The 20269-nt window shown below is 62.8% G+C and carries 17 protein-coding genes; all 17 read right to left on the bottom strand.

Translation table 11 applies throughout. The annotated features are described in order from the left end of the window. Nucleotides 1–92 precede the first annotated feature (92 nt). Nucleotides 93–3305, bottom strand: coding sequence for a DUF6531 domain-containing protein (locus tag HUT07_RS00085; protein WP_254898783.1), 3213 nt, complete (start codon nt 3303–3305; stop codon nt 93–95). A 144-nt stretch (nt 3306–3449) separates the two neighbouring features. After that, complete coding sequence (locus tag HUT07_RS00080) at nt 3450–4541, bottom strand: PA0069 family radical SAM protein (protein ID WP_176019177.1); 1092 nt, start codon at nt 4539–4541, stop codon at nt 3450–3452. 80 nt (nt 4542–4621) lie between these two features. Then, nucleotides 4622–5365: a pyridoxine 5'-phosphate synthase gene (locus tag HUT07_RS00075; RefSeq protein ID WP_176019176.1), complete on the bottom strand. Its 744-nt coding sequence runs from the start codon at nt 5363–5365 to the stop codon at nt 4622–4624. A gap of 9 nt (nt 5366–5374) precedes the next feature. Continuing rightward, nucleotides 5375–5635, bottom strand: coding sequence for a hypothetical protein (locus HUT07_RS00070; protein WP_176019175.1), 261 nt, complete (start codon nt 5633–5635; stop codon nt 5375–5377). Nucleotides 5636–5675: 40 nt separating this feature from the next. Then, complete coding sequence (gene cls / locus HUT07_RS00065) at nt 5676–7136, bottom strand: cardiolipin synthase (RefSeq protein ID WP_176019174.1); 1461 nt, start codon at nt 7134–7136, stop codon at nt 5676–5678. Between the two features lie 161 nt (nt 7137–7297). Beyond that, the gene (locus tag HUT07_RS00060) at nt 7298–7708 is read right to left on the bottom strand and encodes a biopolymer transporter ExbD (RefSeq protein WP_176019173.1); all 411 of its coding nucleotides are present in this window, start codon (nt 7706–7708) and stop codon (nt 7298–7300) included. Nucleotides 7709–7711: 3 nt separating this feature from the next. Then, the gene (locus tag HUT07_RS00055) at nt 7712–8137 is read right to left on the bottom strand and encodes a biopolymer transporter ExbD (protein WP_012509603.1); all 426 of its coding nucleotides are present in this window, start codon (nt 8135–8137) and stop codon (nt 7712–7714) included. 57 nt (nt 8138–8194) lie between these two features. After that, nucleotides 8195–8956 carry a TonB-system energizer ExbB gene (gene exbB, locus HUT07_RS00050; protein ID WP_004132614.1) on the bottom strand — a complete coding sequence of 254 codons (762 nt, stop codon included), beginning with the start codon at nt 8954–8956 and terminating at the stop codon, nt 8195–8197. Between the two features lie 95 nt (nt 8957–9051). Then, entirely contained in the window at nt 9052–9609 is a 558-nt protein-coding gene (locus tag HUT07_RS00045) for an energy transducer TonB (RefSeq protein WP_176022442.1), read from the bottom strand. Nucleotides 9610–9863: 254 nt separating this feature from the next. Then, the gene (locus HUT07_RS00040) at nt 9864–11051 is read right to left on the bottom strand and encodes a tetratricopeptide repeat protein (protein WP_176019172.1); all 1188 of its coding nucleotides are present in this window, start codon (nt 11049–11051) and stop codon (nt 9864–9866) included. A 131-nt stretch (nt 11052–11182) separates the two neighbouring features. After that, on the bottom strand, nt 11183–11989 hold the full coding sequence (locus tag HUT07_RS00035) for a M48 family metallopeptidase (protein ID WP_176019171.1): 807 nt from the start codon (nt 11987–11989) through the stop codon (nt 11183–11185). A 71-nt stretch (nt 11990–12060) separates the two neighbouring features. Continuing rightward, nucleotides 12061–12906 (bottom strand): CPBP family intramembrane glutamic endopeptidase, encoded by an 846-nt coding sequence (locus tag HUT07_RS00030; RefSeq protein WP_176019170.1) that lies wholly within the window; start codon nt 12904–12906, stop codon nt 12061–12063. Between the two features lie 67 nt (nt 12907–12973). Further along, complete coding sequence (gyrB, locus tag HUT07_RS00025; protein ID WP_176019169.1) at nt 12974–15433, bottom strand: DNA topoisomerase (ATP-hydrolyzing) subunit B; 2460 nt, start codon at nt 15431–15433, stop codon at nt 12974–12976. Nucleotides 15434–15545: 112 nt separating this feature from the next. Further along, complete coding sequence (gene recF, locus HUT07_RS00020) at nt 15546–16640, bottom strand: DNA replication/repair protein RecF (protein ID WP_176019168.1); 1095 nt, start codon at nt 16638–16640, stop codon at nt 15546–15548. A 921-nt stretch (nt 16641–17561) separates the two neighbouring features. Next, nucleotides 17562–18662, bottom strand: a complete 1101-nt coding sequence (gene dnaN, locus HUT07_RS00015) for a DNA polymerase III subunit beta (protein WP_005411731.1) — start codon at nt 18660–18662, stop codon at nt 17562–17564. Between the two features lie 14 nt (nt 18663–18676). Continuing rightward, a complete protein-coding gene (locus HUT07_RS00010; RefSeq protein ID WP_176019167.1) occupies nt 18677–18901 on the bottom strand; it encodes a hypothetical protein in 225 nt (74 codons plus the stop codon). A 36-nt stretch (nt 18902–18937) separates the two neighbouring features. Continuing rightward, the coding region (gene dnaA / locus HUT07_RS00005; protein ID WP_176019166.1) for a chromosomal replication initiator protein DnaA at nt 18938–20269 on the bottom strand (1332 nt) is incomplete at its 5' end.

Genomic DNA, 20269 nt, shown 5'->3' with positions numbered 1-20269 from the left:
CGTACCACCGGACGCAGTTCTCCCGTCGTACCTGTAGTTCACCCTGTGCATAACAGCATTCGATGCGATGAGGGGTAGGGTCAATGTGGTCATCACATCGGCGCCTCGCAGGTGGTGCTGTTTGGCGGGCAGTACCAATCCACGTTTTCTACCGCGATCATGGTGTAGGGCCGGGGGCCCCAGGCGATACCACTGGTGGCCATCTGGGCAATGTATGCAAAGCTCCTGATGCCGACGCCATCGTGGTAAGGCGCGACGTCAATGCTGAACGATGCAACCCCTCCAGGGGATACCGGCCCGGCCAGTGCTCGGGATTGATCCAGCTGGTCCTGGCCCCATGCAAGGTAGGTGTTTCCATCCCATACGACATTGCCTGTGTTGCGGACCTGTATGGTCAACGTGCTTTGCCCTCCATTGGTGATGTTGGTGGGATAGGCGTTGAAGGAAACGAACTCCGCACTCCGCACAACGGCTGGAACAGTGAAAGTGCCCGAGCGATTGATGGTCAGGTGGTCGCCGCCCCAAGGCGAGAGGCCATGTACGTACAACGCTTTGCCGCCATGCGCCGATCGTGCGTTGGCATCCAGCGGAATTTTGAACCAGTACGCATTACCTCGTGCCTGGCACGCGTTCGCCACGTTGCCATCCGTTGCCAGATTTGCACGGCCACCGGCCACGAATGTGCCGCCCGTCCATGCGGTGTTGCCTGCATACACGTGGACGTCAATCGAAGCGTCCACGCCGATCGAGCAGGCCCAGCCTTCAATAAAGAAGTTCCAGTTGCCATCCTGGGTCACGCCGCCGATGTCACCAACGATGTTTGCCGTTGGAATCGCAAACACGCCTGAGTTCGCGAGCGCTCGGTCCTGGCCGCGGCCCTGCGGAGATTGGCCGTAGATGGAGAACTTGCGACCGCCCAACTGTTGCCTCTGGGCTAGCGATATCGGCAACTGATACCTATAGGCACTCCCTGATGCTTGGCAGGCCGCAGCAACACCTGACTCGCTGGCAAGGTTCGCTTGAGTGCTACCCAGGTAGACGTTGCCGTCGGCGTAACCGTCCACCTGGATTGACCCAGCCGAGCCAGTGGAGCAGGCCCAGCCACGGACGAACCAGTTCCACTGCGCATCATGGGTGATTTCGTCAATCACTCCGCTCACCACCGTATCCATCGGATAGTCGGTCTGTGAAACTTCGGTGCGCGTGCGATTGGAAGCGTTGTTGTAGCTATGACGGGTCCATGCCCACTTGCCGTCTCCCATCGAACGGACTTCCTGTGTCAGGCGGCGCCCTGCATCGTAGCCGTAGCGCACTGTCACGCCATCAGGCTGGGTAAGCGAGGCGATGTCACCTGAAGTAGTGTATCCAATGGCTGTGGTCGCCCAGCCGGTTGCCGAACTGGTTCTGTTGGACACAACGCGGCCGCGGCCGTCATACGTCAGCTCTCGCACACCACCATTCGCATTGACGATGCGTCCAGGCAATCCCAATCCGTTGTAGTTGGAATAGCTGATCGTATGGCCGAGTGCGTTGGTGACGCTGGTCAGATCGCCTTGGCTGTTGAAGACGGAGGTGACGTCGTCCTGCGCAAGCGGTCCATCGACCTTGATCGAGGCCTTCAATCCGTTTGCGTGATAGGTATACGTGCTCCGGGTCACTCGTGTCTGGCTGGGTACGCCACGTGCCGTCAGATTGCGCTCGGTTGCGCTGGCCACGTTTCCGCGATCGTCATAGGAGTAGGCAACCTCGAGGTCACCCACTACCGTTGTCTTGAGGAGTCTGTTCCGCGTGGTATCCCACTCCTGCAACGTCGTACGTTCGGCCGAGCTGCCGACAGCTTCCACCCGCTTCAACAGGTAACCCTGAGCGCTGTAGTCGAAGTTGGTCAGATTGTCCTGGAAGTCATGGAACAGATCCGGGTATCCACTGGCGTCATAACTCTGCTCCTTGTAGCTGGCAGGGCAGTTCGGCGACGGATCACCCTTGGTCGATACCATCTTTCCGTCCTTGAACGTGTAAGTGGTGCTACGGCCAAGAGGGTTGATCACAGTGACATCAATATCGACGGGCCGCGTAAGGCTAGGCGCAGCGGCAGCCGTCATACCGAGTGCGCTCTCCATCGGCAGCGAGCCAACAGGCAGTGAGCGCGGCTGATAGCAGATGCGTGTGCCTCCGGTGCGCTGTTCGCACCATCCACGCTCCTCATCGGCGCGGAGACCCCCGGGTCGAGTCGGAGCGGGGGGCGGCAGCACCGGTTCGGTGCTGCGTACGGCGTAACTGAAGCGGAACCGTTCAATGCCACCATTGTGCTCCGTGCTGATGGCGCGCCGCTCCGCGTCGTACGCAAAAGTGGAATAGCGCACGCCATCAAAGGACTTGCCGGTCAGGGCACCCGGGAAGCGGGCATCTTCGTAGTGGTAGCTGATCGTCGTTGCTGGTGTGCCTGGCAGCGACGTGCTGGCGAGCCGGCCACGTCCGTTCCCGAACACGTTGGGGGTATAGGTGTAGCGATAGATGTTGCCGGCCGGATCGGTCACCTGGCTAACCTGTCCATTGGCCCAGCCAAAGCTGACGCTGCGTCCCGAGGAGTGGGTCACCTTCTGCAGATAGCGGTCAGCATAGGAGAACGTCCAGCTCACGCCCTGCTCATTGCTGAGTCGGGTGATATAGCCCTCAGCGTTGTAGGTCTCCGTACCGTTTTTTTCGTTTCGAAGCGTAAACGTGCCATCGCCGTTCGCGGAAAGGTACGCGATGGGCTGGGCCTTGTCCTCATACCAGCGACCGCTGGTCGGATCCTTGAGGTACTTGATGCGGCGACCGTCGGGCCGTTGCACCCACGCCAACTGATTTGCATCGGTGAATGCGAGCGAATAGTCGAAGTTGCTCAGCCAGTGATTGCCGAACAGTCCGGTTGCGCTCCAGTAGTGATTGTAGTTGCGCTGCAGAAACAGGCCCATTTCACCGTGACTGGCGAAATCAAGTTCTGGTTCAACCTTGTTGCCGCTGTAGAGCACGACGGGATTGCCCTTACGGCCATTGCAGTCCTTCTCCTTGTCATCGGTCGGCTGCTCCTTCGCGGTTTCGGTCGGAAATGAACCGCCGCCCCCGCCCATGCCGCCATCGAAGCCGCCTTGCATGCCTCCATCAATCGACCACCACAGGGGGTATTCAAAGTCCTCGACGGGCGGCTTGACCGTGATCCGCTCCAAATCCGTCGGCGGCGTCTTGGCGCCGGCACCAAACAGGGACAAGGGGGTAACAAGCAGAACAAGGGACAGCGACGTACGTGTCTTCAGGAGCTTCATGCTCTTCCATTTCCCTGGAAATCGTTGCAGGCCAGACAGCGCGTGAACCGTTAACATAAGGTTCATTTTCGCCGGGTGTAACGATTCTTTCACGCTTTGCAACGGGCCTCAGTGCGGTGTCGTCTCCGTACGCCTCGGAACTTCCTAGAACAACGACCCTTGCGGCGAATCCTTCCGCGGCGGTAGCGGCTTCTCGAACCGGCTGCAATCCAGCTTCGGCCAATGGCTGTTCTGCGCATTGAAGCCCAGCCGCTTGCGCGCCAGCTTGAAACGGTTGTTCAGCAGATCGGCATAGACGCCCTGGCCACGCATGCGCGTGCCGAACTGGCTGTCGTAATCCTTGCCGCCACGCAGCTGCTGGATGGTGCTCATCACATGCGCGGCGCGATCCGGATGATGGGTATCGAGCCAATCGCGGAACAGCGGTGCCACTTCCAGCGGCAAGCGCAGCAGCACGTAGCCTGCGGTGCTGGCGCCAGCATCATGCGCAGCCTCCAGCACGGCTTCCAGTTCGCTGTCATTGATCCAGGGAATCACCGGCGCCACCATCACACCGACGGGAATGCCCGCTTCATGCAGGCGTTTCATCGCACGCAGGCGCGCATGTGGTGCCGAGGCACGCGGCTCCAGTTTCGCCGACAGGTGCGGATCCAGCGAAGTCACCGAGAAATGCACGCTGACCAGGTTCTCCGCCGCCAGCGGCGCGAGCAGATCGATGTCGCGCTCGACCAGCGCATTCTTGGTGATCAGCGAGAACGGATGCTTCGTCTCCAGCATCACTTCAATCAACTGGCGGGTCAGCTTGAACTTGCGTTCAATCGGCTGGTACGCGTCGGTGTTGATGCCCAGCGCGATCGGTTGCGGCACGTAGCCCGGCTTCGACAGTTCCTTGCGCAGCAGCTGCGGCGCGTTGGTCTTGGCAAACAGCTTGGTCTCGAAGTCGAGCCCGGGCGACAGGTTCAGATAGGCGTGAGAGGGGCGTGCGAAGCAGTACGAGCAGCCGTGCTCGCAGCCCCGATACGGATTCACCGACTGGCTGAAGCCGACGTCCGGCGAGGTGTTGCGGCTGATGATGCTGCGTGCGGTCTCGGCGCGCACTTCGGTGCGCAGGCGCGGAGCGAGGAACTCTTCGCTTTCGTCCATCGCCCAGCCGTCGTCCACCGCCTCGCTGACGGTGCTTTCGAAGCGCCCGGCCAGGTGGGACGTGGAACCTCGGCCCTTGATCGCAATACCCATTGCAGCAGGTTACGTCGGCGCCGTCTCAATGGCTGCGACAACAACATCGGTAGCGCCCGGTCATGCCCGTCGGCGCAGCCTCACAGCAGCGCCAGGTAGCCCTTCACCGTGGCATCCAGACCGTCGTACAGCGCCTCGCCGATCAGCGCGTGACCAATCGACACTTCCAGCACCTCCGGCACATTGGCGAGGAAGTCACGCAGGTTGTCCTGCGACAGGTCATGCCCGGCGTTCACGCCCAGGCCGACAGCCTGTGCACGCCGCGCAGCGGTGGCGAACAGCTCCAGCATGACGCGGGCGTCGCCGGCAGCATGGGCCTCGGCATACGGGCCGGTGTACAGCTCGATGCGGTCGGCGCCGACTTCGGCCGCCTGTTCCAGCAGCGGGTTGCCGGCATCCACGAACAGGCTTACCCGGCACCCCATCGCCTTCAGTTCGGCCACCAGCGGGCGCAATCGTTGTGCGTCGCGCTCGAAGTCGAAACCATGGTCGGAGGTGATCTGGCCATCGCCATCGGGCACCAGCGTGACCTGTGCCGGGCGCGTCTGCGCGCACAGTGGCAGCAGGCCGGGGTAGCCCTCACGCGGCGGCGCGAACGGGTTGCCTTCGATGTTGAATTCGACGCCACGCGCGCGGGTCAGCGTCGACAGTGCCAGCACGTCCTCGGCGGTGATGTGGCGGCGGTCCGGCCTGGGGTGCACGGTAATGCCATGCGCGCCCGCATCCAGGCAGGCCTGGGCGGCACGCACCACGTCCGGTTCGGCGCCGCCACGCGAGTTGCGCAGGACGGCGATCTTGTTGACGTTGACGCTGAGCTGGGTCATGGAACGGGACTACGGGGAGTGGGAGGGAGGTTCGCTGCCGTCGGCCGGGGGAACCTTGGCGTGCTCACGCAGGCGCCGCAGTTCATCGCTGTCGACCAGTGTCGCCGGATCACGCTGAAGGTCGCCAAAGCGTGCGACGTAACGACCGCGCACCCACGCCAGCAGGAAGGCGAGGGCGCCCAGCAGGGCCAGTGACATCACGCCCATGTTCGGCGTTTTCAGCGCAAAGGCGAAGCAGCCCAGCGCCAGCAGCAGGTACAGCCAGTACATTGTCAGTCTCCCCGGGCCACCGCCGCAGTGTAGCGCTGCCTCACAGCAGCGGCGAGGCCAATCGCGCGAAGGCTTCGGGCAGCCGATGCAGCCACAGCGAGCGTCCTGCCTGGTCGTGTACACGGCTGGCACGCTCGAACTCGGACTGCAGCAACGTAGACAGCTCCGCTACCCGGCCACGGTCGCTGATCATCATCGACAGCTCGAAATTCAGGCGGAAGCTGCGGTGGTCGAAGTTTGCGCTGCCGACGATGCAGACGTCGTCGTCGGCGATGAAGGCCTTGGTGTGCAGCATGCGCGGCCCGTACTCGTAGATCTTCACGCCCGCGTGCAACAGTTCGTCGAAGTAGGAGCGCGCGGCCTGGGTGACGAACCAGGAATCACTCATCTTCGGCACCAGCAGGCGCACGTCCAGGCCGCCGAGCGCCGCCGAGGTCAGCGCCATCCGCGCCGCCTCACCGGGCACGAAGTAGGGGGTTACCAGCCAGACCCGCTCACGTGCTTCCTGGATGGCGGCCACGTGCAGGCGGTGGATGGTCTCCCAGCCCGAATCCGGGCCGGACACCAGCACCTGCGCGTCGATCGCGCCGTCGCCGCGCAGGGCCATGTCGCTCGGCCACAACCGGGCGATATCGAACCGCGAGTGGTCCTGGCCACTGGCGTACAACCAGTCCTCGGCAAACACCAACTGCAGGCTGCGCACCACGTGTCCGCGTAGACGCATGTGCAGATCGCGGTAGGCGTTGGGGTTGCGGCTTTCGTCTTCGTCGTCGGTGATGTTGATGCCGCCGGTGAACGCCAGCCGGCCATCGATGATCACCAGCTTGCGGTGGGTACGCAGGTTCAGCCAGGGGCGCTTGAACGGCTTCAACAGCTGCCGCGGATGGAACCAGACGACTTCCGCGCCTGCATCGAGCAGCGGTCGCAGGAAGCGTTGGCGCACGGCGGACGAGCCTACCGCGTCCAGCAACAGTCGTACCTGCACACCGGCGCTGGCCCGTTCCACCAGTGCGTCGCGCAACGCGGTGCCGGCGTGGTCCGGATTGAAGATGTAGTACTCCAGATGCACGTGGTCACGCGCCTGCGCCACCGCTTCCAGCAGCGCGGCATAGGTGGTCGCGCCATCAACCAGCCAGGTCACTTCGGTGGCGGTGCTTGGCGCCAGTCCCGTCGTCGCCTGCGCGATCTTGGCCAGCTCGGTGCAGTCGGCATCGGGCGGGCAGACATCGCTGTAGTGCTCCATGCCCGAGCGCGCGCGACCGCGCCGCAGGCGTTGCCGCTTCACCTTCTGCGGCCCCAGCAGGTAATAGATGAAGAGGCCGAGGTAGGGCAACAGTGCCAGCGACAGGATCCAGCTCAGCGTGGCCACCGGCTCGCGCTTCTGCAGCATGATCCAGCCGGTCAGGGCCAGCAGGTACAGCAGGTAGGCCACGGCCAGGATCGTTCCCAGGTGGGCGATGCCATCAAGCCAATGGCGCACGGAATCGAAGAGGGCGAGCATCCGCCGATCATAGCGGGGACGCGCACCGGTCAGCGGCATTTGTTCCCGACAGCGGCGGGCGCAGCCCGGCAGGCACCCCCACCGCGCACAAAAAAGACGCCCCTGTCTCCAGGGGCGTCTGCAGTCGCGTCATGACTGATGTATTGCGGTGTAGCGATTTACTACTGCACGAAGCCGATCTTCTTCATCTGAGCATTCTTCGCAGCGGCCAGAACCTTGGCCATCACGTCGTACTCCGAATCCGGGCTTGCATCGATCCGCAGTTCCGGCTGGTTGGTCGGGTCACGCTGGACCTCCTGCTCCATCCGCTGCTGCAGTTCGCTTGCGTTGATCGGGCTGTTGTTCCACGAGACCTGGTTGCTGGCGTCGATCTTCAACTCGATCGGCGGCGGCGGTTCGACCAGCTGCGGCGGTGGGTTGAGCACGCGCTGCGGCAGGTCCACGGCGATCGGGTACGTCATGATCGGCGCGGTGACGATGAAGATGATCAGCAGCACCAGCATCACGTCCACGAGGGGCGTGACGTTGATGTCTGCCATGGGGCCTTTGCCACCACCACTACTGAATGCCATGGCTTATTGCCCCTTCTCTTTGGTCGCCACGAAGCCGACGTCCAGCATGCCCTGTTCCTGCGCGATCTTGGTCATCTCGTTGATGACACGCATCTTGGTGGTGCGGTCACCACGCAGGTTCAACGGCGGCTGCGGGGTCTGCTGGGCGGCGGTCGCCAAGCGCGACTCGAGAGTCTGCTTGTTGATCTCTTCGTCGTTCCAGTAGATCGAACCGTCTTCCTTGACTGCCAGGGTGATGGGACCCTTGCGGTCGTTGGTGTCGTCCGGCTTCTGGACCAGGTTGGCCTCCGGCAGATCCACCTTGACCTTGTGGGACATCAGCGGCGCCGTGATGATGAAGATGATCAGCAGCACCAGCATCACGTCCACGAGGGGCGTAACGTTGATGTCGGCCATGGGGCCGCCGCTGTTACCACTACTGAAAGCCATAACGGGCTCCGTCTAGATCTTGGTGACTACGTTCTCGCTGGGTACAGCGCGTCGCAATTAGCGGACGCGCGAACCGGTGGCGAAGAAGTCGTGCAGGTCGTGCGCGAAGGTATCGAACTTGCTGATGGTCGCGCTGTTGATCTTGCTGAAGAAGTTGAAGGCGAACACGGCCGGGATAGCAACGAACAGACCGATCGCGGTCATGATCAGTGCTTCACCCACCGGGCCGGCAACGGCGTCGATCGAAGCGGAGCCGGTGGCACCGATCTTGATCAGCGCGCCGTAGATGCCCCACACGGTACCCAGCAGACCGACGAACGGAGCGGTTGCACCGACGGTGGCCAGCAGGGTCATGCCCGACTGCAGCTTGTTGCTTTCGCGGGTCACGGCCTGGCGCAGGGCGCGGTCGACGAACTCCGAACGGCTCAGGTTCTCACCCACGCCACCGGTGGCGCCGCCTTCAGCACGCTGGTGGTGCGCAGCAGCCTGGGCAGCGTCCAGTGCGATCTTCGAGAACGGCTCCGAAGCCGGCTGCTCTTCCATTGCGCGGATGGCGTCCTGCGCGTTCGGGGTATCCCAGAACAGGCTGACGACGCGATCAGCGGCGCTCTTCAGGCGGGTAGCACGGAAGATGTTGATGACGGTCCAGTACCAGGACATGGCCGACATGACGACCAGGGTCAGCAGCACGACCCAGGAAACCGCGAAATCACCCGGCTTGGTGGTCATTTCGTGGATCAGATGCTCGAAGCCCATCTGCGACAGGGCGTTGGACGGATTGCCCCCGGCAGCAGCGGCGATGAAAATTTCCTGCAGCATGACGCTTACCTTTGTTGTGTGTGGTGATAAAGGGTGTAGCTAAGCTAAACAATCGAACCAGGGGCGAGGGTGGCCAGGCGGCCACCCGGGCCACATCAGTTCAGTGCAAAGTTGACCGGGACGCGGACGCGGCCAGCAGCCTTCTTACCGCCAGCTTCGGCGGCGTTGAAACGCCACTTCCGGGCAGCTTCCATCGCAGCACGGTCCAGATCGCGGTTACGGCTGGACTTTTCCACCGTGACATTGGTGACGTTGCCCTGGGCATCGACATCAATGATCAGGATCACTTCGCCCTGGATACCAGCGCGGAAGGCGGCCGGCGGGTAGCGCGGCGGATTCATGGCCTTCGACGAGATGTCCACGCTGGCCTCGATCGAGGTCGGCGGTGCCGGCGGCGACGGCGGCGACGGCGGGGTGACGATATCGTTGGCGCGCGGTTCCGGCACGTCGACGACCGGCGCCTGCGGCGGCGGCGGGACGGGCGACGGCTTCGGCGGCGACAGATTCTTCACCGGCGGCGGCGGGGTGTCCTGCGGCGGCGGCGGCGGCGGCGGTGGCGGCGGCGGCGGCGGTGCGTCGACGATGGTCACCATGACGTTGCGCTCCTTCTCCGTCGCGGCCTTGGGAGCCACGGCAGGAATCAGAAGCATCATGAAGGCCGCCAGATGCAGGGCGATTACAAACGCGATACCGACGATGCGAGGCCAGCTCAGCCCCGAGTCATCGGGTTGTTCGTACCGGTGAACGACTAGTTGTTCCGTCATGCGCCAAGAGCTCAATAGTGGGGCCGGAATCCCGGGGGCGGGATCCCTGATCAGCGGTGCATGACACCGCAGGAACCTCCAAGCTTATACCAATCCTGAGCGCCTGCGCATCAACTGAGCAGGCGTTCAGGCGTTATTCCTACTTACTTCAGGTTGATGATTTTCTTGGCATCAGCCTGGTTCTTCACGCCCTTCGCCAGCGCCTGCTGGGCGGCCTGCTTGGCCTCCGGGACACGACCTTCACTGTGCAAAACGCGTGCCAGATTCAGGTAGGTCTCACCGTCCTTGGAGAGCGGGGCGGCCTTCTGCCACGCGTCGATCGCCTGCGGTACCTGGTCGGAGTAGTAGTAGGACTGGGCCAGTGCCAGGTAGACCTGGTAATCCGGCTTCAGGATGCCCTTCTGCAACCCCTCGTTGATGACCGCGATGACGTCCTTTTCCTTGTTCTCGGTGTTGGCATAGATCGAGTACAGCTGCTTGTACTCGCGCTCTTCGGTGAGCTGGCCGCTGCTGCGCAGCTTGTCCATCACCGCGGCGGCCTTCGGCATCTGGTCGGCCTGCATGTACATGTTGGCCAGGTTCAGCTGCGCTTTCTTGTCATTCGGGTTCTTGGCCGCCAGTGCTTCGGCAGCCTGCACGGCCTCACCGGTCTGGCCGGCTTCGGACAGTGCGGCCATCAGCAGCTGGTTCCAGTTGTCCTTCGGCTCGGCAGCGCCGGCGATGGCCTGCTTCAGCACCGGGATCGCTTCCTGGTAGCGCTCCAGCTGGTACAGCGCCTGGCCCTTGATGATCAGCTCTTCCGGCTTGGTCGACTTGCTCTCGGCGAAGTACTTGTCCAGGGTCGCCAGGCCTTCAGCGGTCTTGTCTTCCTGGATCTGCAGCTGGCCCAGCATCAGCATCGACTGGAAGTGGCCGTTGTTGTCCAGGCCGTTGAACTGCAGCACCTGCTTCAGGTAAGCGATGGCGGCGGCGGTGTCGTCGGTCTGGTAGGCCGCCTGCGAGGCGAGCTGCGCGGCCAGCGACTTGTCGTACTCGTTGGCGCCTTCGTTGGCCAGGATCTCGTCGGCCAGCGTGCGGGTCTCCGGGAACTTTTCCTTGTTGTAGCTGTCAATCATCTTCTGCAGCTTGCTGCCCAGCTTGGCCGACGACTTCGCTGCCGGTTCCTGGCGGGTCGCGTTCGGGAACAGCACTTCGGCCTTGGCCTGCTTGCCGCCGCGGTTGCCACGCTCGGACGAACGCGAGGACTGCGCGAACGCGTCGGTGACCACGGCGCCGGTCAGGGCAGTGGCGATGAGGACGGAAAGCACAGCTTTGTGGTTACGGAAAATCATCGTTCACCTCGATCGAACCGCCGGTAGCGGCAAAGTCGGACTGTCAGAAAAATCTGAGCCGCCAAACGTATCAGAAACAGATGGCGTGAGAAATCGTTTTATGTGCTGCAATACAGCATGAATCTGCGCACTCAGCCACACTTTGGCCGGCGTCCGGCCGCTTGGGCCTGCTGGTAGACGGGGCCGAGCGCCGGTGCATCACGCTGCAACTCCCTGATCCGATTGGCCGGATCGGGATGGGTGGACAACCATTGCGGGCTGCGACCGCCACTGGCGGCCATCATGTTCTGCCACAGATCGACCGCTTGGGCAGGGTTGAATCCGGCCTCGGCCATCAACCGTTGACCGATCACGTCAGCCTCGCTCTCCTGGGTACGTGAGCCGGGCAACAGGAACGCGGTCTGCGCCCCCATCCCGCCCAGTTGGTTGACCGTGCTGGCCGCGCCTTCGCCGCCGTAGGCGCCGGCCAGCGCCCCCAACACCGCCAATCCGGTCTGCGCGCCCATCTGCCGGGTGATGCGCTCCTCATGATGGCGGGCGATGACATGGCCGATTTCATGGCCGATCACGGCAGCCAGCTGATCCTGGTTCCTGGCCACGCTGAAGATGCCGGTGTTGACCCCGACCTTGCCGCCGGGCAGGGCGAAAGCGTTCGGTTCCTTGTCGACGAACACAGCCGTCTCCCACCGTACGCCACGGTACTGTGGCGGCAACTGTGCAACGAGCGCATTGACCACGCATTGCACGTAGCCATTCTGGCGGCCATCGCTACTGATCTTCTCTTTCTGCTTGGTTTCGGCGAACGCCTGCGCACCCAGCTGGTCCAGCTGTGCCTGCGACACCCCGCCCACCATCTGCCGACGGCCGGTGGGTGACGTGGTGGTCGCGCAGGCGCTGACCAGAGTGGTGATGACGATGGCCAGCAGCAGTTGTTTCATGGACCCACCCCCGTGTTCAGAAGCCCAGTGTGTAACGGGTCTGCTTAATCTTTCGTCAAGCGGACAGCCTCTTACGTTGCCCCGAAAAACACCAGAGCCGCAAGCGCCACGGCATTGTTCAGCGCATGTGCGGCGATCGCCGCCCACAAGGTTCCGGTGCGGCGGTACAGCCAGCAGAATGCAGCACCCATGCCGCCGTAAACCAGCCACAGCTGGGCGATCTCGGCCGGGCCATTGGCGCTCGTACCGGGAATTTCATGGATGAGCGCGAAGGCCAGGCTGCTCAGGATCATCCCCAGCCACGGCCGTCCGGCCTGCCACAGGCGTCCGAACAGGACCCGGCGGAACAGCAGTTCTTCGTAGGCGGGTGCAAGCACCACGGCAAACAACGTCAGGAACAGCGGAAAACGGGCAACCGCGTTCTGCATCAGTTCGAGGTTTGTCGGCACCGGCTCGATGCCCATCTGCTTGGCCACGAAGGCGATGCCGTTGCTGCCGATCACGATCGCGCTGGCAACCAGCAGGGTCCACCCCCAGGTGGAGGGGCGACGCAGTGCATCCCGCGAGCGCTGGCGTTCGGCAGCGTTGGCAGGGCGGCGCCAGAAATACACCAGCAGCGCTGCGCCGCCGGTAGCGACCAGTGCCATCAGGATCTGCCCGAGCGCACCGGGTTGGCCGAGCTGCTGGGCAACCGCTGCCGTATCAGGCGTGCCGCCGCTGGATTTGGCGTTGGCATAACCCACCACGATGCCGCGATAGAGCCCCCAGATCAGACCACTCACCAGGCTCAAACCGAACAGGGTGACGGCAGCGATCCCGAGATCAATGAAAAAACCTGCCAGCGGTGAGGAGGTACGGGGGGCGGCGGTTGCCGGCGGGACCGGCGGCGGAGCGGAAACCGGGGCGGAAGCGGACATCGATTACCTGCGATCAAGGGACAAAAGCCGGCGCGCCTCCCCGCGCGCCGGCCACGATCCGATTGTGTCAGATATCCAGGTTGGCGACCTTCAGCGCGTTGTCTTCGATGAAGTCACGGCGCGGCTCGACCACATCACCCATCAGGGTGCTGAAGATCTGGTCGGCAGCGACCGCATCTTCGATCCGCACCTGCAGCAGGCGACGGGTATCGGGATTCACGGTGGTATCCCACAGCTGTTCCGGATTCATTTCGCCCAGGCCCTTGAATCGCTGGATCTGACGACCGCGCTTGGCTTCGTCCAGCAGCCAGTTGCGGGCCTGCGCGAACGATTCGATCTCGATCGACTTGGCACCACGGCTGATGACGGCGCCGTCGCGGACCAGACCGTGCAGCAGCTGCGCCGCCTGGTGGATCCCGCGCAGCTCGCCGCCTTCAAGTGCGGACAGCGGCAGCACCTGGATGTGCTGTTCGCCCATGTGGCTGCGCGTGACCAGCACCGCAGCCGGTCGCTGCTCGTTGGGTTCCTGCAGCTCAAGGGTGAAACGAGCGCTGCCGAGGTTGCCCTGGTTGAGGTGCTTGGCCAGCGCATCCAGGCCCTCGCCAGGACCCGCATTGCGCAGGCTTTCCAGCTCCAGCGGCATGAAATCGACCAGCGCTTCGAGCAGGTTGCGGTCGTAACGGTGGGTATTGCGGTTGATCGTGTCCTGCGCGGCAGCGTAGGCAAGCAGCAGCTTTTCCAGCGCCACACCGTCGATCGGCGGCTCGCCGCCGGCAGGTACCAGCCCCGCGTTTTCCACCGCGCTGCTGGCCAGATAGCTGTCCAGCGCCGGATCATCCTTCAGGTACAGCTCCTGCTTGCCCTGCTTGATCTTGTAAAGCGGCGGCAGGCCGATATAGACATAACCGCGCTCGATCAGCTCCGGCATCTGACGGTAGAAGAACGTCAGCAGCAGGGTGCGGATGTGCGCGCCGTCGACGTCGGCGTCGGTCATGATGATGATCTTGTGGTAACGCAGCTTGTCCGGGTTGTACTCGTCGCGACCGATGCCGGTGCCCAGCGCGGTGATCAGCGTACCCACCTGGTCGGACGCCAGCATGCGGTCGAAGCGTGCACGTTCCACGTTGAGGATCTTGCCGCGCAGCGGCAGCACGGCCTGGTTCTTGCGGTTACGGCCCTGCTTGGCCGAACCACCTGCCGAGTCACCCTCGACGATGAACAGTTCGGACAGCGCCGGATCCTTTTCCTGGCAGTCGGCCAGCTTGCCCGGCAGGCCGGCGATATCCAGCGCGCCCTTGCGGCGGGTCAGGTCGCGCGCCTTGCGCGCGGCTTCGCGGGCACGGGCAGCGTCGACGATCTTGCCAGCGATGGCCTTGGCTTCGTTCGGGTTTTCCTGCAGGAACTCTTCCAGACGCGCACCGAAGGCGTTTTCCACGGCCGGACGCACGTCGGAGCTGACCAGCTTTTCCTTGGTCTGGCTGGAGAAGCTGGGATCAGGCACCTTCACCGACAGTACCGCGATCATGCCTTCGCGCATGTCATCGCCGGTCAGGTTGATCTTGGCCTGCTTGGCGATGCCGTTCTGCTCGATGTAGTTGTTGAGCACGCGAGTGAGGGCGCCGCGGAAACCGGCCAGGTGGGTACCGCCATCCTTCTGCGGGATGTTGTTGGTGAAGCAGTACATCGTCTCCTGGTAGGAGTCGGTCCACTGCAGCGCCACGTCCACCACGATGTTGTTGTGTTCGCCGGTGACCGAGATGACGTTCGGGTGCAACGGGGTCTTCAGCTGGGCCAGATGCTCCACGAAGCTGCGGATGCCGCCTTCATAGTGGAAATCGTCGCGGCGGCCTTCGCCGCGCTCATCGGCCAGCACGATCTTGACGCCGGAATTGAGGAACGACAGTTCGCGCAGACGACGGGCCAGGATGTCGTAGTGGAATTCCACGTTGTTGTGGAACGCCACCACCGACGGCCAGAAGCGCACGGTGGTACCGCGCTTGGTGGTGGTTCCCAGCTGCTTCAGCGCAGTGACCGCGGCGCCATCGCTGAACTCCTGCTGGTAATGGAAGCCATTCTGGAACACGTCCACCAGCAGCTTCTGCGACAACGCGTTGACCACGCTGACGCCCACGCCATGCAGACCACCGGACACCTTGTAGCTGTTGTCGTCGAACTTGCCGCCGGCGTGCAGCACGGTCATGACCACCTCTGCGGCCGACACTTCGCGGCCGAGCTTGGCGCTCATCTGCTCGTGCTTGCCGGTGGGGATGCCGCGGCCGTTGTCCGACACCGACACCGAGCCGTCGGCATGAATCGTCACCGATACATGGTCGGCATGGCCGGCGAGGGCTTCGTCGATCGAGTTGTCGACGACCTCGAACACCATGTGATGCAGGCCGGTGCCGTCATGGACATCGCCGATGTACATGCCTGGGCGCTTGCGGACAGCCTCCAGGCCTTCCAGGGCCGTAATGCTGTTGGCGTCGTAGTTGCCGTTGTTTGCCGGGGTGTTCTGTTCGTCGGTCATTGCGCTTGCCGTAGGCTCCGCAGGTCGGACACCGCTTTGAGCGATGTGCCGAGAATGAAGGGATAGCAGCCTGAATTATACCAGCCGGGGCTGAGCGGCCTTGCCGTGCCCACTATGGCACAGCCACGATCTGTGCATGTTCCACGTGGAACCGGGTGATGTCGCTCAGCGTCTCCAGTGCAGCGGGCGTCTCTGTTGCGGTGATGAATATCTGCGCAGGCGCGGCCAACAGGCGGTGCAGCACCCGGGCCTGGTGGGTACGATCCAGCTCCGAGGCCAGATCATCGAGCGCGATGACAGGCCATTCGCCACGCTGCTCCGCGTAATCCTCCGCTTGGGCCAGCAGGCAGGCGAGGGCGGTGAGCTTGGCCTGCCCGCGTGACAGCGCATCGCGACCTGGAATGCTGTGGAACGCCACACTCCAGTCTGCCCGGTGCGGCCCAAGCGAGGTGTAACCCGCCTGACGGTCTCGATCGCGCGCCAGCAGAAGCGCATCCGCCAGCGGAACCTCGTGCCGGCGCCAACCGGGACTCAGATTCAGGCCAACTATCCCTAGTTGCGGAGCCAATGTCTCGGCCAATGCGATCGTGCGGGACTGAAGCCGCTCCAGGTAGTGCTGCCGACGACTGGTGAGCGGCTCTCCTGCCTCAGCCAGCTCGTGATCCCATGTATCGAGCATCCGCGACGGCCCGCCCTGCTTGAGCAATGCATTGCGCTGCTTCAACGCCCGAGAATAGCGTCGCCACAGGGAAAGGAAGTCTGGTTCCACGTGGAACAGGCCCCAATCGAGAAACCGCCGACGCGGTTCGCCGCCACCACTCACCAAGGCATGGCTGCCCGGTTCAAAGGTAACCACCGCCAGCGCGGCACACAGGTTTCCAAGTTGGGCGACGTCTTCGCCATCCAGACGTCCTTTCCACTCCTGCCCGCTGTGCCGCAGGCCCGCTTTCCGTCGCTGCGCGGGCAGATCACCGCGCTGCTCGTCCCATTCCACGAAGACATCCAGCGCTTCGTGGCCCTGACGCACCAGACCATCGCGTACCCGACCGCGGAAACTCCGCCCGTAGGCCATCAAGTGCAGCGCTTCAAGGACGCTGGTCTTGCCGGCGCCATTGTCACCCGTCAGCAGATTCACCCCTGGCTGGGGCGACAGCTCCACGGCATCGAAACGACGCAACTGGTGAAGGGCAAGACGACGAATCTGCATGGGATGCGACAGACCATCCGCACGTGGCGGTAGAGGGGCGGGGAATCACCCAGCTTACTGCATTGGTCAAGCCAGCCATGGTGCCGGCTACCGGGACCGTCATCGACAGGGGGCGGACCTGGAGAACGAACGTTCCACGTGGAGGGGAGCCTGCAGGCCACCAGGTGATGGGCAACGGCAGGCCCATGACGCTCCAATCCAGCTTGCTGGCGGGATCGAAGGACGTGGATTTCACCAGATCCACGGCCGGTCTCCTGGCTGCGGGCCTGACTCAACACCGATCTCGTATGCACTTGCCTGAAAATTCCTTGAAATCTGCGGGCAGAGTCCCTGCCAGGTTCCACAGATTTCAAGAAATTCAAAGCCGCCGTTCCACGCCATCCACAGCAGGTCTGTATGACTTATACACAAGGTGTGGGCGAACTGTGGATAAAAAAGGGGGTTTTGCTCGCTTGAAAATCTATCCACAGGTTCCCACCCAGCCCTGATGCCCTATATACAGAGGGTTTCAGACCCATAAAACCCTTAAAGATCAAAAACATAGCCTACTTTTACATAAAATCTGGGCCTACCATCACCACCAAGCTTTTGATTTATACCCAGATTTAGAAGCTAGGGAAGACCGCCAAGTCCGCGAACGAGAGCTGTGGACAGTGCTGTCAGCAGGAGCAGGGAAGGAGCGGACGGAGCTCGCTGTCTGCTCACCTCCTCTGAACTCCGATCAGCGTCCATCCGAGAGTTGCCACTCGACTTCAACGCATGCCGAGTCCAATGCTTCATTGGTGAGGTCGAGGACTGAGACCAGATTCGCCCACCAAGGGACAGAAGCCGAACAGCTGCCGCAATGCTCCACGTGGAACAAAAAAAAAACGCCCGGGAGAACCCCGGGCGTCCATGTGTTCCACGTGGAACGGCGAAGCGTCAGAGACGCAACGGCATCACCACATGACGCGACTTCTCGCTGCTCGATTCACGCACCAGCGCCGAGGAGTTGGAATCGCGAAGCTGGATGATCACTTCCTCGTCGCGCAGCGCGGAGAGGGCATCCAGCAGGTAGTTCACGTTGAAGCCGATGGCCAGGTCGCTGACCGTGGTGTCGGCTTCGATCTCTTCCTGGGCTTCTTCCTGCTCCGGGTTGTGCGCGCTGATCTTCAGGTTGCCCGGCGAGACTTCCACGCGGATGCCGCGGTACTTCTCGTTGGACAGGATCGCGGCACGCTGCAGCGACGCGCGCAGTGCTTCGCGGTCAACCTTCACCTCGCGGTCGGCACCAATCGGAATCACTGCCTCGTAATCCGGGAAGCGACCGTCGATCAGCTTCGAGGTGAAGGTGACATCGTCGCGCTTCACGCGAACGTGGCTGCGGCCGACTTCCAGCTCGATCTCGCGATCGCCGCTTTCCAGCAGACGCTGCAGCTCGGTCACGCCCTTGCGCGGCACGATGATCTGGCGCTTGGAACCGCTGGGCTTGGCCAGATCGGTCTCGCACAGTGCCAGGCGATGACCGTCGGTAGCGACAGTGCGCAGCGCATCGCCGCGCAGATCGAACAGCAGGCCGTTGAGGTAATAGCGCACGTCCTGCTGGGCCATTGCGAACGCCGTGCGCTCGATCAGTTCCTTCAGGGTGGCTTCGCCGATCGCAACGCGCTCGGTGGCTTCCACTTCGTCCACCGACGGGAAGTCGTTGGAGGGCAGGGTGGCCAAGGTGAAGCGGCTTCGTCCTGCCTGCACGGTGATCTTGTCACCGGTCTGCGAGACGGTGATCCGGCTGCCGTCAGGCAGGGCGCGGATGATCTCGAACAGCTTGCGGGCGGGGATGGTGGTTTCGCCGTCCTGGGCATCTTCAACCGCGATCCGCGACACCATCTCCACTTCCAGGTCGGTACCGGTCAGCGACAGCTGGCCGTTCTGCACCTGTACCAGGAAATTGGCCAGAACCGGAAGGGTCTGGCGGCGTTCGACCACGTTGACGACCTGTGCCAACGGCTTGAGAAAGGCTTCGCGCTGCAGTGTGAAACGCATGTGGTTCCGTGCCCCTATGCTTTAAAAAATGTGGAATAAATCAAAAGCTTGGTGGTGCTGGTAGAGCCAGAATCGCTGGAAAACACAGCTAAGTCTTTGTAAACAAAAGGGTTTAAGGCTTCGAAACCCTCTGCATTACCAGCCCCCAAGGGGTGGGGAAAGCTGTGGATAAATCTTCCGCCAAATTCAACGGCATTTTTATCCACACCCTGTCCCGCGCTTGCTACCGGATTCTGCACCGTTTTATGCGGTGACGCCTTATCGGCGTACGTGCATCATTCGCTCAGCTTCCGGATCAGCTTGTCCCAGTCCTCGCGGAGCTTGCCGTCGGCTTCCATCAGGGTGCGGATCTGCCGGCAGGCATGCAGCACCGTGGTGTGATCGCGACCGGCAAAGGCGTCGCCGATTTCGGGCAGGCTGTGTTCGGTCAGCTCCTTGGTCAGCGCCATGGCAACCTGGCGCGGACGGGCCAGTGACCGCGTCCGGCGCTTGGACAGCAGATCCTTGATCTGCAGCCCGTAGTAGTCGGCAACGGTTTTCTGGATGTTGGGAATGCTGATCGCCTGCTGCTGGGCGCGCAGCAGGTCGCGCAGGGTTTCCTGGGCGAATTCGGTGGTGATCGCACGGCCAGTGAAATTGGCGCGGGCGGTCAGGGTATTCAGCGCGCCCTCGAGGTCGCGCACATTGGAGCGCATCTTCTTGGCAATCAGGAACGCAACGTCATCGGGAATCTCGGCACCACGCTCGCGGGCCTTGGCCAGCACGATCGCAGCGCGGGTCTCGAAGTCCGGCGGCTCGATCGCGACCGACAGGCCCCAGGCAAGCCGCGACTTCAGGCGCGCTTCCAGGCCTTCGACTTCGCGCGGATAGCGGTCGCAGGTCAGGATGATCTGCTGCTTGCCATCGAACAACGCGTTGAAGGTGTGGAAGAACTCTTCCTGGGTGCGGTCCTTGCCGGCGAAGAACTGGATGTCATCGATCAGCAGCGCGTCCACCTGCTGGAACTGGCGCTTGAACTGATCCATGGTCTTTTCCTGCAAGGCCCGGATCATGGCGCTGAAGAACTGTTCCGAACGCAGGTACAGCACTTTCGCGCCCGGATTGGCCTGACGCATTGCGTTGCCGGCGGCGAACATCAGGTGGGTTTTGCCCAGGCCGGTGCCCCCGTACAACAGCAGCGGATTGTGCGCGCGATCGCCCGGCTTCTGCGCGGCCTGGAATGCCGCCGCCAGGCCCAGCTGGTTGCTGCGGCCCTCGACGAAGTTGGCGAAGGTGTAGTGGTTGTCCAGATTGCCGGCGAACGGCACCTGCGGTTGCACGGGCGCTTGCGCCGAAGGGCTGGAAACCGGCGCGATCTGCGCGTCCACGGGACGCGGGCGCGAGCCGATTTCAAGAAAAACGTCGCCGAAACCAGCAAAGTGGGTGACCAGCTCGCGGATCCGCGGCAGGTACAGTTCGCGCACCTGATCGACAATGAAGGCATTCGGTGCATACAGCACCAGGCTGTCAGCGCGCAGATCGGCCTGCAGCGGCTTCAACCAGGTGTGAACATCCTCGGGCGGGAACTCCGCCTCGAGCCGTTCGAGACTACGTGACCAGGCATCCAT

It is taken from the genome of Stenotrophomonas sp. NA06056, assembly GCF_013364355.1.
Classification (GTDB): Bacteria; Pseudomonadota; Gammaproteobacteria; order Xanthomonadales; family Xanthomonadaceae; genus Stenotrophomonas.
This window is presented reverse-complemented; position numbering and strand designations above follow the sequence as displayed.